Raw genomic sequence first — 15,608 nt, 5'->3', positions numbered from 1 at the left:
CCTTTTTTCTTTTACCGGACAACAGTATCTACAAATCTAAGTTATATATTGATTTGTCTTTGAAATTTATTATATAACGAAGCCTTCTTAAAAATAGTTCTATGAGATTAGTATCTTTGTCAATGATTAAGTCAATGACCGGCTATGGTATAGCCTCTGATGATTTTGGTAATACCAAATATACTGTCGAGATCAAATCACTTAACAGTAAATTTCTGGAACTAGCCTTAAAACTTCCTAAAGCATTTTCAGACAAAGAGCTTATTTTACGGAACGATTGCTCCAAGCAAATCGAACGTGGAAAAGTGAACATAGCCGTAACTGTTGAGTATGCGACTAATGAAAAAAAGACCGCAACGATTGATCAGGAACTCTTATATCTTTATTACAATCAACTCAAAACTGCTGCGACAAGTTTAAATGATAACGGCAATAATCTGCTTCAGTTAGCATTAAACTTTCCGGAAGTAATCCGATACGAAGAGGATGTGATCTCTGACCAGGAATGGAAACATTTGCAGGGAACGTTTACTCAGGCAATGGATAACTTTCAGACCTTTAGAAAAGATGAAGGAAATGTCTTACAAAAAGACCTCGAATTACGGATTAAAAATATCCTCCAGGGACTAGCTCTCGTTGAGGAACAAGATCCAAAGCGTATCCCCGCCATTAAAGAGCGTATCGCCCAACTTCTTGAGGAATATGTAGGCAAAGAGAATACAGATAAGAATAGATTTGAACAGGAGTTGATCTTTTATATCGACAAGCTTGATATCACTGAGGAAAAAATACGATTAAAAAGTCATTGCGATTATTTCATGGACGCCTTAAAATCAAATGATGCTAACGGCAAAAAGCTAGGGTTTATCTCCCAGGAGATCGGTCGTGAAGTCAATACAATGGGTTCCAAAGCAAATGATGCTAAGATTCAGCAAATTGTTGTAGGCATGAAAGAGGAGCTTGAAAAAGCTAAAGAGCAACTATTGAACGTACTTTAGCCGCAGTTTTATTTATATAATACTTATCACAATATGTTACAAGGCAAACTTGTTATATTTTCAGCGCCATCAGGAGCGGGTAAAACAACAATTGTTCACCATCTCCTGGAACGTTTCCCCCAGTTATGTTTCTCTATATCTGCTACCACCCGTGAGTCCAGAGGTATAGAAACTCACAAAAAAGATTATTACTTTATTACCAAAGAAGAGTTTTTACACAAGGTAGCCAAGCACGAATTTGCCGAATTTGAGGAAGTTTACTCCGGCACCTTCTACGGAACCCTAAACTCAGAAATAGAAAGTATCTGGGAAAAGGGAAAATGTGTTGTCTTTGATATTGACGTTCAAGGAGGACTACGGTTAAAAAAGAAGTTCGGCGATAGTGCCTTAGCGATATTTGTTCAACCTCCCTCTCTTGAAGTTTTGATAGAGCGTCTAGCTGGTAGAGGCACTGATAGTCCCCAAAAACTTAAAGAACGCATTGCCAAAGCGGATAAAGAGCTTAGGTATGCTCCTTTGTTTGATGTCATTCTTCCCAATAATGATTTGAAGACTGCTTGTGAGGATGCTGAAAAGTTAATTGCAGATTTTATAACCTGTTAAATGAAAATTGGTCTTTTCTTCGGTTCTTTTAACCCGATACATATCGGTCATCTGATCATTGCCAGTTATATGGCCAATTATACAGAGCTCGAAAAAGTATGGATGATGGTATCTCCCCATAACCCATTGAAAGACAAAAATGCACTGATCAATATGTACGATCGTCTGGAGATGGCTAAACTGGCTACGGAAAACTCCGAAAAAATAGCAGTCAGTGATGCTGAGTTTAAATTACCAAAGCCCTCCTACACCATTGATACACTCACTTATTTAACCGAGCGTTACCCTGAACATACTTTTAGTCTCATCATGGGCGCTGATAACCTGGCATCCTTAAAGAAGTGGAAAAACTATGAACTGCTGTTAAGGGATTATAAGATTCTGGTCTATCCACGACCGGGATTTGAACACATGGATATCATGAACCACCCTTCAGTTACAATTACGAACACACCTTTAATGGAGATCTCATCCACTTTTATCCGCAAATCTTTAAAAGAAGGAAAGTCTGTTGAGTTTTTAATTCCCGATGTTGTTTTACGTTTTATTGATTCTAAAAATCTCTACGGCAGCCTTTAAAACTTACGCCAGCCAATTACCTCTTTTAGATAAACATCGATCAACTCCAGATCGACTACATCATGAATATAGCCTATATATAAATCGGGACGTACTATAATAGCCTTACGGGTATTCTCTTTAATCTCAAAAATTTCAAATATGCTCTTATTGCTCTCCGAAGGTGGTAAGTAATAAAAGTTAAGGTTGAATGGATAACTCCTCTTGATCCATTTAGCCAAAAGACCCAAAGACCGGGAATTAAGTTCCCCTATAACAAGCAAAGTAAAGCCCAGCTTAGAACACCAGGTATGAAGATCTGTGGATTCCTTTATCTTTTCATCAAACACAGGAAGAAAGGGTAACCGATCACCTGCCCGAACGTGTGTTGCATTGGAATGATGAACAGATAATTTACTATTCCTATAATTGATGGAAAGTTGAGAAATCTTTTCAAGTACCCATTTCCTGGAAGCAGGATGCCCTATAAACTGCATCAGACGCTCCCTAATAAAGCCATTCAAAGCCGCTTTTATAAAGTAATTATCTGAGGTAAGAAGATTAAAAAACCGGTCTGTTGTCCTTAATAGGCCTTTAGCCACCGGCATGCGCTCCCTTGCATACGTATCAAGAATAGAAGAATTAAATTCTTGATTTAGCACACCCGCCAACTTCCATGCTAAATTAGCAGCATCTTGAAGTCCACTATTCATCCCCTGAGCCCCTAAAGGCGAATGATGATGCGCTGCATCTCCAATAAGAAACGTCCGCCTTGACCGAAACCGTTCTGCCATACAATGATTCACATGATAGGTGCTAAACCAGCTACAGGAATCTACTTGCAAGGGAACACCAAGTATGAATGTTATATAGGGTCGAATGTCCTCAAAGCTGAGGTTCTCACGTGGGTTTAAAGCATTGGGAATTATCCCGATACACCGGATCTGATGATCATTCAATGGAATAATCTCCAGAAACCCTTCTTTTTTAGATAAGATATAAACGAATTCCCAGGATATGTCAGCAGTTAATTTCAGATCTGCAAGAAAGTAGTGATGAAGCTTGCTGCTACCCGAAAGATGAATTCGATTTAAGGCACGGACTTTACTTGAAATCCCGTCTGCAGCGATCAGCCAGTCACAGGTAAGATCCCTTTCCGCACCTTCCTGATTCACAGATAGGGAAACCTGATGATCAGTTTGCCGGGTTTCTAACAAACTGGTATTCCAGTAAACCGGACAAGCATGTGCCGTCAAATCCTCCAAAAGGACTTTTTCCGTCTTACCTTGTTCAAGAACCAGCATAAAAGGGTACAAAGTCTCATCGTTAATGCTCAAGTCCAGTTTCGTATTATCTTCATGGAAGTTAATTCCCCTAACCCGATTGCCCGTTTTTAATAAAGCCCCATCAAGCCCCAAAGCCCGGAAAACCTCTAAAGACCTGGAATGAAGAACCAAGGCTCTTGACTGTCTGGTTAACTCCTTTTTCGCATCAATGATTACCGGCTGAATACCATAACGCAGCAGTTGAGCCGCCATCATCAATCCCGAGGGCCCAGCTCCTACTATTACAACAGTACTGTGCTCAGGCAGGTTGATCATTTAAGTAATAGAAAAATCGCTGGTATTTTATGAAAGTCAACCGTTTTTTTACGCCATTGTTCTACAGGAAGAGAAATTATCTGCTCATTTTCTGCAGTCAGATTAACGGCCACACAGAGTCGTGTTTTAGCAGAACAGGAGCGAAGTACCTCTTCAAGCAACTGATTATTGCGAAATGGAGTTTCAATAAAGATCTGCGTTTGATGCAATCGCTCTGAAACTGCCTCCAGTTCCTTTATACGGTGAGCCCTTTCCCCTTTATCAATTGGAAGATATCCATGAAAGACAAAGTTCTGACCATTAAACCCCGAAGCCATCAGCGCCAGCAAAATCGAACTTGGTCCTACCAATGGAACAACTTTTATGCCCCTGCGATGTGCTTCTGCAACAATATCCGAACCAGGGTCAGCAACAGCGGGACATCCTGCCTCACTCATCAACCCTACATCTTCCCCTGATTCCAGTTCTTTAAAAAAGGCACTGAAATCATTCTTTTCAGCATGCTTACCATAGGGGTAAAGTACTAATTCACTTTGGGGGGTCTTCAGTCCCATTGCCTTTAACCATTTACGTGCAGTTTTTTCATTCTCTACAATGTAGGTTTTAAGACGGTTGATGAGAGGTACCTGTGTTGCAGGGATCACCTGTTCAGCCGATTCATCAGCTAACGGTACTGGTATAAGAAAAAGCACTCCTTTGGACATGCTACAAATTTGAACATTTTTTATTTGTACCTAGGTAAATAGTAAAAGGCCGGAAGATGTCTTCCAGCCTATCAGGATATTTAATATTTTATTTCTCTTTTAAAGTTTCTAAAAGCAGTTGAGCTGCCTCTTCTGACGATGCCGGGTTCTGTCCTGTAATTAAAAGCCCGTCCTTCTTCACATAAACTCCCCAATCTGGTCCTTTACTGTAATGTCCGCCTAACTTTTTCATCTCATCTTCGAGTAGAAAAGGCACTATTTTAGTCAATTGTACCGCCTCTTCCTCTGTATTTGAAAAACCAGTTACCTCTTTCCCTTTAACTAAAGGATCACCATTTGGTGCTTTTACCTTAATCAATGCACCAGGTGCATGACATACTAAAGCAACCGGTTTATTATTTTTATAGAATGCTTCAATCAGAGCAATGGAATCTGCATCATTTGCCAAATCCCATAAAGGACCATGTCCGCCGGGATAGAAAACAGCATCATAATCACCCTCATTCAGCTCAGAAAGAACATGTGTTGCAGCTAATTTACTCTTTAAATCCTGATCCTGATCAAAGCGGATAGTAGCAGGAGTTTGTGCATCAGGAGATGCACTTTTAGGATCAATAGGTGGCTGTCCCCCTTTTGGAGAGGCAATCGTTACCGCTACTCCTGCATCAGACAGAACATAATATGGAGCCGCAAACTCTTCAATCCAGAAACCTGTCTTTTCACCCGTATTGCCAAGGTCACTATGTGACGTTAATACCATTAATACTTTCATATTCTTTCTCCTTTGTTTTTAGTAACTCATTTCAATGATCTGTTCTACATCCGAAGGTTTAAGGTTTTTATGCTCCCCTAAACCCAACCAGCCGCGATCTGTAAATCGCTTTGCAATCTTAGCTGCTGTACCGTCAAAACTATCGGTATAAGCAGAAAGGGTAGTCTTAATTTCCATAGCATGAAAAAATTCCTCAGTCTTCACAATAGCTGCTTCTGCAATTTCTTCTGTCGATCCAGTAGTAATTCCCCAAATGCGCTTACCATATTGAGCCAGCTTTTCCTTTTTAGACTCAAAATTATACCGGTAATGATTTGGTGCTATTATAGCAAGTGTACGGGCATGATCGATACCAAAAAGCGCGGTTAACTCGTGACCCATTGCATGTACAGCCCAATCTGTAGGAACTCCTTTTTGAATTAATCCGTTTAGTGCCATGGTGCAACTCCACATAAAATTAGAAGCCGCATCGTAATCTGAAGGATTTTTAATCACTTCCGGACCAACCTCAATAAGCGTTAACATAATACCTTCAGCAAACCGATCCTGCAAATCAGCATGAGCTGGATAGGTCATATACTGCTCCAGAACATGCGTAAAGGCATCCGTAATCCCATTTACCAACTGACGTTTCGGAATAGATTGCACCACTTCTGGGTCAAGGATAGAGAACTGAGGAAATAACCCCGGACCTCCCATAGCAAACTTCTCCTGTGTTTCCGCACGCGTAATTACAGCACCTGAATTCATTTCCGATGCCGTTGCCGGCAAAGTCAACACGGTACCGAAAGGCATTCCCTTCTCCGTTTTAATACTATTGGTTAAAATATCCCAAGGGTTATCACCTTCATATAAAGCGGCTGATGATAAAAACTTAGTACCATCAATTACAGAACCACCACCTACAGCCAGCAAGTAGGTAATATCCTGCTCCTTGATAATTTGAAGTGCCTCCATTAAAACCGCGTATTCGGGATTAGCTGGAATGCCCCCGAACTCAACAACAGTAAATCCTGTCAACGCCTCTTTCACCTTTTCATAGATCCCATTTTTCTTAATACTTCCTCCCCCATACAACATTAATATTTTAGCGTTCTGAGGTATTTCTTTAGCCAAATTTGATATCTGCCCTTTACCAAAGAGTATCTTAGTTGGATTCTTAAATTCAAAATTTAACATATCTTATTTTTATTAATTCGTACAATCAACAATCATTTTACCTTTATTTTTTCCGTCGAACAAGTCAAGGAAAGCCTGAGGGATATGATCAAACCCTTGTTCAATCGTTTCTGAAGAAATTAGCTTTCCTTCCTTTACCCATGCCGTCAATTGTTTTATTGCCGCTGGAAATTTATCAGCATAATTAGATACAATAAAACCCTGCATCAACGCAGATTTCGATAGCAGGACAGAGGATACACGTAGCCCATTAGATGAATTGTCTCCATTATAAAGAGATATAGCTCCGCAAACCGGGATTCTTGCAAATTTGTTGATGTTTACTAATACGGCATCCGATATTTCAGCACCAACGTTATCAAAGTAAATATCTACTCCATCCGGACAAGCATCTTGAATTGCTTTTTTCAAATCAGGTGTAGTTTTATAATTTATAGCTCCATCAAAATGAAATTCAGACTTAAGCATCTCCACTTTCTCATCTGTTCCTGCTATACCAACTACTTTGCAGCCCAACAGTTTACCTATCTGACCAACTACACTTCCTACTGCTCCAGCTGCTCCTGATACAACTAAAGTTTCACCAGCCTTTGGCTTTCCTATCTCTAAAAGTCCACAATAAGCAGTCAATCCTGTCATTCCTAATATGCCCAGGTAGGCAGTCAAACTAGTTCCATCATCCTCAATTTTGTTCAAACCAACACCTTTGGAAACCTGATATTGTTGCCATTTTAAACTACCCGAAACAATGTCACCTTCTTTAAATGCCGCATTATTGGTTTGTACAACCTTTGCTACAATGCCTGATTCTATGGGCTCATGAAGCTGAAAAGGCGGCACATAGGACTTTGAATCATTCATTCTTCCCCTTAAATAAGGATCTACAGACACGTATAATGTTTTTAAAAGGATTTCGCCTTCCATAGGTTGCGGAATTTCCTCTTGTACAAATTTAAAGTCGTTTAAGCTCACCTTACCAACCGGCCTTTTATCTAATAAAATTATTTTATTCATGATTATAGTTTTATTTCACAGATCTGATCCATGCAAAGATTAATTAAGTTTTCTCTTTCCTTACTTTTTCTAAAAGTGTATTCAATACATCCGACTCTTCATTGTTGAGTTCAATTATGCCCTGATCAATAATTACGCGAGCCTGATCTTTTAACAAAAGTCCTTTTACAGTTAATTTGATATAAACGACCCGTTGATCCTGCACATTCCGCGTTTTTTCTATCAACCCCTTTTCCATGAGTTTGTTCAATAAACGCGATACATTGGGCATCCTGTCAATTAAACGATCCTTAATTAAGTTAACCGTAGCAGTTTGATTTTGCTGTCCATGTAAAATGCTCAACACATTAAACTGCTGAAGAGACAGTCCTGTAGGCTTCAACGCAACCGCTATTTTATTCAAAATCCAGTTAGAAGTGAATATAATATTCGTCGCAACCTTTTGTTGTGGATTGATGAAATGATGGTGTAATTCGTTCTCGATATCCATTGACTCAAAATTACAATCCATGGATTATAATTCCATGGTTTGAATGTAAAATTTAATATTTATATCAAGACTGTAGTAAACATCAGGATTCTTGTTGATGGCTGCAGGAACATCAGGATTCTTGATAATCCTTAAAACCTGGAGAATATTATTAAACTCCAAAGACGTTTGATAATATTAATCCCATAAATGCATTGAAATCATTTATATTTAAACCTTCAAAATCAGCACAAATTTCTATGGATGATTCTTTTTATATACCGGTCAATTATCAGGGAAATGAACTTGAATTCGAGGCCCGTTTAGTTCAAACCGGCTACTTACATAAAATTGAAGTTTTGGTAAATGATCTTCTTATCTCTTTTGAGCCTGATGAAGAGCGCCACTACCGGGCATTGATCAGTCAGGGTCATTTAGAAAAAGATGGAAAAAAAATCGACATTGATCTATTAAAAGCAATTGCGAGTCAACTGGAATCTTTATTGACCTCTTAATACTTTGAACCATGGCCATCATCTTTTCTCTTCTTTTTCTATTGGCAATTGTCGCTTTTTTTATATTCAGAAAAAAAGCGCTAGCTGAAGCTCCTGAATTGCCGACCGCTAATTATAAGGATTTGTTGGCCGAACATGTTGCCTACTTTCAAAAGCTGGATCAAAGCGGACAGGCCTCCTTTGAGACCATGGTTCAAGAGTTTTTAAAAGCCGTACGCATTGAAGGGGTAGGTACTGAAATCACTGATCTGGATCGTACGCTGATTGCTTCGAGTGCCGTAATCCCCATTTTCGGCTTTAAAGAATGGCGTTATAAAAACCTAACGAACGTGATCCTCTATCCCGATACCTTTAATGGCGAGTTTCAGTTTGAAGGCGAAAGTCGCAATATTATGGGCATGGTAGGATCAGGGTATATGAATGGACAAATGCTCTTATCAAGAGAAGCTTTGATTAGAGGATTTTCTAAGTCGTCTGGCAAAGAGAATGCGGCTATTCATGAATTTGTGCACCTGCTGGATAAAGCGGACGGATCGACTGATGGGGTTCCTGAGCAACTGATGACCTATGACTACGCTCTTCCCTGGCTCAAGATGATGCACCAGGAAATGCATCATATAGAAACCGGAAAATCGGATATAAACCCTTATGCCTTAACCAATGAAGCGGAATTTTTAGCTGTAGCAGCAGAGTATTTCTTCGAAAAGCCCGATCGTTTACAAGATAAACATCCGGATTTGTATCAAAGGCTAAGTGAAATGTTTGCTCAAAAGCTAGTTATAGCTACATAGCCACTTAGACTTAAATTCAGAAAACTTAACAATCACGTTGACACACAACTACTTGATAACTTAATTTTATTTTTTATCAACACATAACAAAAAGGTTACAATCCCAAAACATTAGATCTTAGCTAATTACATTTCTTAATGTGCTAATTTTTTAAACATATTCATTTGACTAAATAATAATCTCAAAAATGATTAAGCTTGTATAATGAGTGCTATCCATGCTGCATTTGACCTCCAAGCCACTAAGGACCTACTTCATAATTCCAAGTTTTACTATATCATTTGCGCAGATAATAATGGCAATTACAGCTACGTCAACAATCATTATGCTAACCGTTTCAATTTTATACAATCAGATTTAGTCGGACACCCTTATTACATTACTATGCATCCTGAGGATACTAAAATATGCGAAGAAGTAGGCATGAAATGTTATGTTGAACCTGGAAAGCTTTTTCCGGCTACATTGCGTAAACATGATGGAGAAGGAGGTTATATTGTTACGCAATGGGAATTCACATTAATGATTGAAAGTGGAGAACCTACCGGTGTATTTTGTCTGGGTTATGACATCACCGAATTTACAAATGCAAAGAATCAGGTTTTAACTATAGGAAAAGCGTTAGAAAGTAAAAACGAGATGCTGAATGCTATTGCCTTTGAACAATCCCACATTGTAAGAGCACCTTTGGCTAATATCATGGGACTGGTTAGCATTATGAAAAACATGGATCTAGGCTCTAATCTTAGCTCTATATTATCCATGCTAGAGGAAAGCAGCGACCAATTAGACAATGTAATTAAAGGAATTATCAAAAAAGCAAGCCCATAGACATCTTAATTAAGAAAATATAATCCAGTGTACCATTTAATAAAGCCAGGCAGATTTCAAATGATTACCAAGTCTTTTTTGTAAATTCGAAATATAGCAATCCGCAATTTAGCCAACAATCAGTTCCTTTTTAATATCGAGACAGCTATTGTCTACTTGTTAATTGATCTGCACTTTATCTTCAGCTTCTCCGCACCTTCTCCGCTCTCAAAGAAAACAAATTGAGAATTAAGTGAAAATTATAGCCCTTTTAAGCATAAACATGCCAGTCTATTTCGCAAATTTATAATAGTTGAAAAACGAAAGGTTTTCAATGTCAACTTTAAATGACAAAGAATTTTTTAAGTGTTTTTACTTTTTAAATTATCCATGTTGTAATATCAGAGCACCTGCTTTTTGGTACTCATAAGCATCATTCAGGTATTTCCTTAATATTCAATTCCTTTTAAATCAAATAAATAGATTACAATTGTATCAATATTGTTACATATCTACTAATCAATTAGTTTTACTATTAGTCTATTAGTATTACATTTGTATATCAATAATTAGCGTGATGGTCAAATTAGCAAAAAGAGAAGAACAGATTATGCAGGTTTTTTGGGAAGTCGGAAAAGCATTTATAAGAGACATCATCCCATTGCTGCCCGATCCGAAACCCCATTATAATAGTGTAGCTACGATGGTTAAGATTCTTGAAGAAAAAGGATTTTTAAATCATGAAATCGTCGGCAATATGTTTTGTTACTACCCTATGGTTAGCAAAGAAGATTACCAGAAATTTGCCCTTAAAGATGTAGTAAATCAATATTTCGACAATTCCTATCCGCGGATGCTTGCCTTTTTCGCCAAGGAACAGAATCTTTCAGAAGAAGAATTTTCAGAAATATTAACACTCATTAAAACTAAAAAGCCATGATTGTATACCTGCTGCACGTTGCACTTATAATCGGAATCATACTTATTTTTTATAAAGTGCTGTTACATAACGAAACTTTTTTCAGACTCAACAGATTCATGCTGCTCGCCTGTCTGATGTTTGCTTTTCTGCTACCTCTAATCCATTTGCCGCCGCAGTGGTCATTCCGAAAATCGGCAACGGAAACTACCCTATTTAAGCCGCTTCCTGGCGTAATTACGGTTAATCAGAAGGAATCCGGAGCTCAGGTTACAGTCCAAAATGAGGTTCCGGTAAAGAAAAGCTTTTTTCGCAATGTGTCATTTTCAGATCTGCTGATAGGCTCGTATTGGATTGGAGTTGCTATTTTTTCGATCAACTTTATCATACAGCTCATTACCCTGATTTACAGATCCTATTCCAGACCTGTCATACAGGACGGAAGATTTAGGATAGTGGAGCTTTCGGGTGACCAAGCCCCTTGTTCGTTCGGAAACACCATATTTATCAATCCCGAAAAATATGACTGGGATACTTACAGCCAGATCATCCTACATGAGAAGGTGCATATACAACAAGGCCACAGTTACGATATTATATTTGCTGAGCTGGCATTGGTATTTCAATGGTTCAACCCTTTTGCATGGCTTTACCGAAAGGCAGTGGAAGATAATCTGGAGTTTTTAACAGACAACGAACTGCTCGAACATAAGGAAGTAGATCCTGGCAGTTATCAGTTGAGCCTCGTGAAAGTTTCTTCTCCTCATTTTCCAGTGAGTCTGACTACTAATTACAATCAGTCTATATTAAAAAAACGATTAATCATGATGAACACTAAAAAATCAAGTCTCAATACAACTTGGAAGTATTTATGTATTGTTCCATTATTGATGACATTTGTATGCTTTTTGAATGAGCCGGCTGCTTATGGAGCACAACGTACGCTCAGTACTTCAGGTGTTAAAGGTTTAACTGATGCTCAATCTTTTACAAATGAGGGAGTATGGTTTGCTACAATCAAAAAAAATAAAGTACAGATTCGTTTTGAGAAGGATCAGGAAGAAAATGGAAGCAGTAGCTCCACGTATCTCCTGGATGAGTTTAAAAGCTTGCCAAGAGAAGAGGAAAGAAATTTTGAACTTAGTAGAGAAGCCGGAACGATTATTTTCAATGGAAAATTCAATGGTAATATAGGAATGGGTACCTATAAATTTAACCCGGACAAGGAGTATCTCAGTTATCTGAAAAAAGAAGGTATCGATATAAATGAAGAGCAGGATGCCATAGTATTTTTTACCATCGATATGAAAAAATCGTATATCAGGATGTTGAAAAAGCAAGGATTTCATGAATTCACGAAAGATAACCTGGTCCCACTGGTCGCGTTGAAGGTGGATGAGAAATTTATCACGGATATCAAGTCAAATGGATTTTCAGATGTGAGTCTGGAGGACTTGATACCTTTAAAAGCACTGGGCATAGATGGCGAATATGTTAAGGATATCAAAAAATCGGGCTATAAAGAGTTAACGGTATCGCAACTTATAACATTCAAATCTCAGGGTATTGATGGCAATTTCATAACAAATTCCAGGAAGGCAGACCAAGAAACACGTTCGAAACAAGCTACAGCCCAAAAGAAAGAAAAGGCAGCAACACAAGAGGCCAAAGCCTTGGAATCTGATTCTGAGCTACCTTCAATTGATGATCTGGTTGCGATGAAGGCGATGAATATTGATCCTGCATATATAAAAGGCTTTAAAGATATCGGTTACCTGGTCTCCAATGAGGATCTCATTGGTATGAAAGCGTTAAATGTTACGCCCGAATTTGTAAAGAAGCTACAGGCTGCTGGCTTTAAAAACATTACAAGTGAGGAAGTAATTGCACTTAAGGCGCTTGGCGTAACGCCAGAAGAAATAAAAGAATATAAAACGATTGGCTATCCTAATATCACTGTTGATGAAGTCACTTCTGCAAAAGCAATAGGTGTTACTCCAGATTATATTGCTGCAATGAAGAAAAAAGGACACAATTTACCAAGTGTCGAAAAATATGTGGATTTTAAGGCGTTAGGTATCAAATAATTAACATTTTCTGTATTGACCCTGTATCGATGTACACTCCTTATACACTAATATAGGGAGTTGCAAAGGGAACATCTGTGCCTTGTTTACTGTTAAAATATTTTTCTGAATCGATGTAACCTTATGCTAAAAATGGCAATCTTTACCCTATTGAATCTTATATGAAAATCCTAACACTATTGCTATTTGTTTCGAGTTATGCATTTAGTCAGAATCTGGATAAACCAAAAGAATTTCCAGCTAGCCGAACAGAACGGACACCTAAAATAGATGGAATTCTGGATGATAATTGCTGGGTCGGCCTGCCGATAGCGACTGACTTTGTGGAGGCAAATCCAGTACCAGGACGGATTGAACAAAAAGGCAGAAGAACAGAGATTAAACTGATATATAATGATGATGCTATTTATTTTTATGCAAGGATGCATGAAAGCCCGGATAGTGTAGCACATGAACTGGTCAACCGTGATAATATAGGCACAGCAGACTTTATAAGTGTAATATTCGACTCATTCCTGGATAAAAGAAATGCCAATGGATTCTTTGTAACTGCTGCAGGTGTGCAGTTTGACGCTAAATATTCTCCGGATGGAGGTGAAGATTCTAACTGGAATGCAGTTTGGGAGAGTGCAGTAAAAATAGATAGTATGGGCTGGACCTGTGAGATGAAAATCCCTTATTCTGCTTTACGTTTTTCGAGTAAACCGACACAAAACTGGGGCATCAATATGTCCAGAAAAAGAGCTTTAGCGAATGTACAGACCTTTTGGAACTTTGTAGATCCTAAGGTAAATGGCTTTATTAATCAAGAAGGCACACTAACAGGGTTAAAAGACATTAAACCACCGTTGCGATTATCTTTTTCGCCCTATATATCCAGCTATGTGACCCATTATCCTGCGAATCTACCGGGAGTAAAAAACACGACTTCATCGTTTAACGGTGGTATGGATGTTAAATATGGTATTAACAACAGCTTTACGTTAGACATGACTTTGGTTCCTGATTTTGGACAGGTACAATCAGATAACCGGATTCTTAACCTAACTCCATTTGAGGTTAAGTTTAATGAGAACCGGCAATTCTTTACAGAAGGAACTGAACTGTTTAATAAAGGAGACTTGTTTTATTCCAAACGGATCGGTTCTATTCCTTCGTATTACAATGACTCGGGGATAAAAGACGATGAAAAGGTAATTGAAGATCAAAGAGAAGCGAAAGTATTAAATGCCACAAAGATTTCTGGCCGTACGGCTAAAGGTTTTGGCGTTGGCCTGTTTAATGCGATAACCAATAGTATGCAGACCCTGGTGGAAGATCAGAAAGAAAATAGCAGGGAAGTGGAGACTCAGCCTTTAACGAATTATAATATCCTGGTGTTCGATCAGTCGCTCAAAAACAATAGCTCTGCTACATTTATCAATACCAACGTGTTGAGACGAGGCTCAAATTATGATGCCAATGTGACTGGGTTGCTTTTTAATCTCAACGATAAAAAGAACGTTTATTTTGTGAATGGAGGTGGCAAAATGAGCTATATAAAAGGTACAACCAGCAGTACCGGTTTCAATTATGAATTTAAAGCCGGTAAACAAAGCGGCAATTTTACCTGGCGTTATTTGCAGCAATATGCGGATGATCAATTCGATCCCTCAGACATGGGCTTTTTTACCAATAACAATTTTTTAAATCATGGTTTAAACGTTGCTTATAATATTTACAAACCAGGTAAATGGTATAATCAATGGCAAAACTGGAGTGGTTTGAATTATTCAAGCAGAGTTATTCCGGTAGATTATCAAAGCTTAGATCTATATGCCGGATCTTATGTTCAATTTAAAAACTTTTGGTCGGTAGAAGTAAACTTGAATTATAATGCTGTAAATAATGATTTTTACGAAGCGAGGAATGGACAGATATATAAGACTCCAGAAAACTATGACATAGCTGTTTATGTAAATCCCAATCGCGCCAAAGCTTATAATTTTGGAGGCAATGTGCGTTACAGAGAGCAGAAATTATTGAAAGGAAAAGAATATAATATATTTGTTTATCAGAATCTTAGATGGAATAATAAACTTTCCTTTGGTTTGAATTTTAATTTTAACCCCAATTATAATTATGTAAACTGGGTAACGGCGCAGGGTGATCAGGCTATTTTTTCAAGGTATGACCGGCGGACGGTAGAAAACTCATTTGATTCCAAATACAGTTTCAGCAATAAGATGGGATTAGGTGTAGTAGTGCGCCACTATTGGAGCGACAGGAGGAATAAGGCTTTCTACCTGTTGAATGATGAGGGAGGATTAAATGGCTACCAAGGTGCCGGTTTAACGGACCTGGATAAGAATTATAATGTTTTTAATATGGATTTGATCTATACCTGGCAATTTGCACCCGGAAGTGAGCTTACTTTATCATATAAAGATGCTGCAGAGACAAGCAGCAATTATTACACCCGAAAATACACAAGTAATCTGGATGGTATTCTATCTGCACCTCAGAATAATAGTGTCTCCGTCAAGGTGCTGTATTATATTGATTATTTGAATTTGAAGAGGAAGAAGAAAGGGTTTTGAAAGTTGAT

Annotated in this window: 15 protein-coding genes; 9 read left to right on the top strand and 6 right to left on the bottom strand. The window is 38.2% G+C overall.

From position 1 onward, the window contains the following. Positions 1–134: 134 nt before the first annotated feature. The 3 genes from BFL47_RS12330 to nadD are packed head-to-tail and all read left to right on the top strand — an operon-like array spanning position 135 to position 2,180. Positions 135–998 carry a YicC/YloC family endoribonuclease gene (locus tag BFL47_RS12330; protein ID WP_069660106.1) on the top strand — a complete coding sequence of 288 codons (864 nt, stop codon included), beginning with the start codon at positions 135–137 and terminating at the stop codon, positions 996–998. 33 nt (positions 999–1,031) lie between these two features. After that, positions 1,032–1,601 (top strand): guanylate kinase, encoded by a 570-nt coding sequence (gene gmk / locus BFL47_RS12325; RefSeq protein WP_069660100.1) that lies wholly within the window; start codon positions 1,032–1,034, stop codon positions 1,599–1,601. After that, a complete protein-coding gene (gene nadD / locus BFL47_RS12320; RefSeq protein WP_069660099.1) occupies positions 1,602–2,180 on the top strand; it encodes a nicotinate (nicotinamide) nucleotide adenylyltransferase in 579 nt (192 codons plus the stop codon). On the opposite strand, the gene BFL47_RS12315 is transcribed toward nadD, so the two are convergent. The 6 genes from BFL47_RS12315 to BFL47_RS12290 all read right to left on the bottom strand — a co-directional run bounded on the left by BFL47_RS12315 (position 2,177) and on the right by BFL47_RS12290 (position 7,919). Next, a complete protein-coding gene (locus BFL47_RS12315; RefSeq protein ID WP_069660098.1) occupies positions 2,177–3,760 on the bottom strand; it encodes an FAD-dependent monooxygenase in 1,584 nt (527 codons plus the stop codon). The genes nadD and BFL47_RS12315 overlap by 4 nt on opposite strands. Then, complete coding sequence (locus BFL47_RS12310; RefSeq protein WP_069660097.1) at positions 3,757–4,464, bottom strand: SAM-dependent methyltransferase; 708 nt, start codon at positions 4,462–4,464, stop codon at positions 3,757–3,759. Before BFL47_RS12310 ends, BFL47_RS12315 begins: the two co-directional genes overlap by 4 nt. An 88-nt stretch (positions 4,465–4,552) precedes the next feature. Beyond that, positions 4,553–5,236: a type 1 glutamine amidotransferase domain-containing protein gene (locus tag BFL47_RS12305; RefSeq protein ID WP_069660096.1), complete on the bottom strand. Its 684-nt coding sequence runs from the start codon at positions 5,234–5,236 to the stop codon at positions 4,553–4,555. An 18-nt stretch (positions 5,237–5,254) separates the two neighbouring features. Continuing rightward, positions 5,255–6,415, bottom strand: a complete 1,161-nt coding sequence (locus BFL47_RS12300) for an iron-containing alcohol dehydrogenase (RefSeq protein WP_069660095.1) — start codon at positions 6,413–6,415, stop codon at positions 5,255–5,257. Between the two features lie 12 nt (positions 6,416–6,427). After that, on the bottom strand, positions 6,428–7,429 hold the full coding sequence (locus BFL47_RS12295; protein ID WP_069660094.1) for an NADP-dependent oxidoreductase: 1,002 nt from the start codon (positions 7,427–7,429) through the stop codon (positions 6,428–6,430). Between the two features lie 43 nt (positions 7,430–7,472). Beyond that, on the bottom strand, positions 7,473–7,919 hold the full coding sequence (locus BFL47_RS12290) for a MarR family winged helix-turn-helix transcriptional regulator (RefSeq protein WP_069660093.1): 447 nt from the start codon (positions 7,917–7,919) through the stop codon (positions 7,473–7,475). Positions 7,920–8,158: 239 nt separating this feature from the next. On the opposite strand from BFL47_RS12290, the gene BFL47_RS12285 reads away from it, so the two are divergent. The 6 genes from BFL47_RS12285 to BFL47_RS12260 all read left to right on the top strand — a co-directional run bounded on the left by BFL47_RS12285 (position 8,159) and on the right by BFL47_RS12260 (position 15,600). After that, on the top strand, positions 8,159–8,413 hold the full coding sequence (locus tag BFL47_RS12285) for a hypothetical protein (RefSeq protein WP_069660092.1): 255 nt from the start codon (positions 8,159–8,161) through the stop codon (positions 8,411–8,413). An 11-nt stretch (positions 8,414–8,424) separates the two neighbouring features. Beyond that, entirely contained in the window at positions 8,425–9,204 is a 780-nt protein-coding gene (locus BFL47_RS12280) for a M90 family metallopeptidase (RefSeq protein WP_069660091.1), read from the top strand. 205 nt (positions 9,205–9,409) lie between these two features. After that, positions 9,410–10,036, top strand: coding sequence for a PAS domain-containing protein (locus BFL47_RS12275; RefSeq protein WP_069660090.1), 627 nt, complete (start codon positions 9,410–9,412; stop codon positions 10,034–10,036). A gap of 556 nt (positions 10,037–10,592) precedes the next feature. Beyond that, a complete protein-coding gene (locus BFL47_RS12270; protein WP_069660089.1) occupies positions 10,593–10,955 on the top strand; it encodes a BlaI/MecI/CopY family transcriptional regulator in 363 nt (120 codons plus the stop codon). Next, entirely contained in the window at positions 10,952–13,021 is a 2,070-nt protein-coding gene (locus BFL47_RS12265) for a M56 family metallopeptidase (protein WP_245681361.1), read from the top strand. Before BFL47_RS12270 ends, BFL47_RS12265 begins: the two co-directional genes overlap by 4 nt. 161 nt (positions 13,022–13,182) lie before the next feature. Then, positions 13,183–15,600 (top strand): DUF5916 domain-containing protein, encoded by a 2,418-nt coding sequence (locus BFL47_RS12260; protein ID WP_069660088.1) that lies wholly within the window; start codon positions 13,183–13,185, stop codon positions 15,598–15,600. The last annotated feature ends 8 nt before the right edge of the window (positions 15,601–15,608 follow it).

This window comes from Arcticibacter eurypsychrophilus, from assembly GCF_001730525.1.
Lineage (GTDB): Bacteria > Bacteroidota > Bacteroidia > Sphingobacteriales > Sphingobacteriaceae > Arcticibacter > Arcticibacter eurypsychrophilus.
This window is presented reverse-complemented; position numbering and strand designations above follow the sequence as displayed.

Bases quoted from the DNA above. Each gene is read 5' to 3' on its own strand.
- BFL47_RS12330 (WP_069660106.1), top strand. From the start codon at position 135: ATGACCGGCTATGGTATAGCCTCTGATGATTTTGGTAATACCAAATAT.
- gmk (WP_069660100.1), top strand. From the start codon at position 1,032: ATGTTACAAGGCAAACTTGTTATATTTTCAGCGCCATCAGGAGCGGGT.
- nadD (WP_069660099.1), top strand. From the start codon at position 1,602: ATGAAAATTGGTCTTTTCTTCGGTTCTTTTAACCCGATACATATCGGT.
- BFL47_RS12315 (WP_069660098.1), bottom strand. From the start codon at position 3,760: ATGATCAACCTGCCTGAGCACAGTACTGTTGTAATAGTAGGAGCTGGG.
- BFL47_RS12310 (WP_069660097.1), bottom strand. From the start codon at position 4,464: ATGTCCAAAGGAGTGCTTTTTCTTATACCAGTACCGTTAGCTGATGAA.
- BFL47_RS12305 (WP_069660096.1), bottom strand. From the start codon at position 5,236: ATGAAAGTATTAATGGTATTAACGTCACATAGTGACCTTGGCAATACG.
- BFL47_RS12300 (WP_069660095.1), bottom strand. From the start codon at position 6,415: ATGTTAAATTTTGAATTTAAGAATCCAACTAAGATACTCTTTGGTAAA.
- BFL47_RS12295 (WP_069660094.1), bottom strand. From the start codon at position 7,429: ATGAATAAAATAATTTTATTAGATAAAAGGCCGGTTGGTAAGGTGAGC.
- BFL47_RS12290 (WP_069660093.1), bottom strand. From the start codon at position 7,919: ATGGATATCGAGAACGAATTACACCATCATTTCATCAATCCACAACAA.
- BFL47_RS12285 (WP_069660092.1), top strand. From the start codon at position 8,159: ATGGATGATTCTTTTTATATACCGGTCAATTATCAGGGAAATGAACTT.
- BFL47_RS12280 (WP_069660091.1), top strand. From the start codon at position 8,425: ATGGCCATCATCTTTTCTCTTCTTTTTCTATTGGCAATTGTCGCTTTT.
- BFL47_RS12275 (WP_069660090.1), top strand. From the start codon at position 9,410: ATGAGTGCTATCCATGCTGCATTTGACCTCCAAGCCACTAAGGACCTA.
- BFL47_RS12270 (WP_069660089.1), top strand. From the start codon at position 10,593: ATGGTCAAATTAGCAAAAAGAGAAGAACAGATTATGCAGGTTTTTTGG.
- BFL47_RS12265 (WP_245681361.1), top strand. From the start codon at position 10,952: ATGATTGTATACCTGCTGCACGTTGCACTTATAATCGGAATCATACTT.
- BFL47_RS12260 (WP_069660088.1), top strand. From the start codon at position 13,183: ATGAAAATCCTAACACTATTGCTATTTGTTTCGAGTTATGCATTTAGT.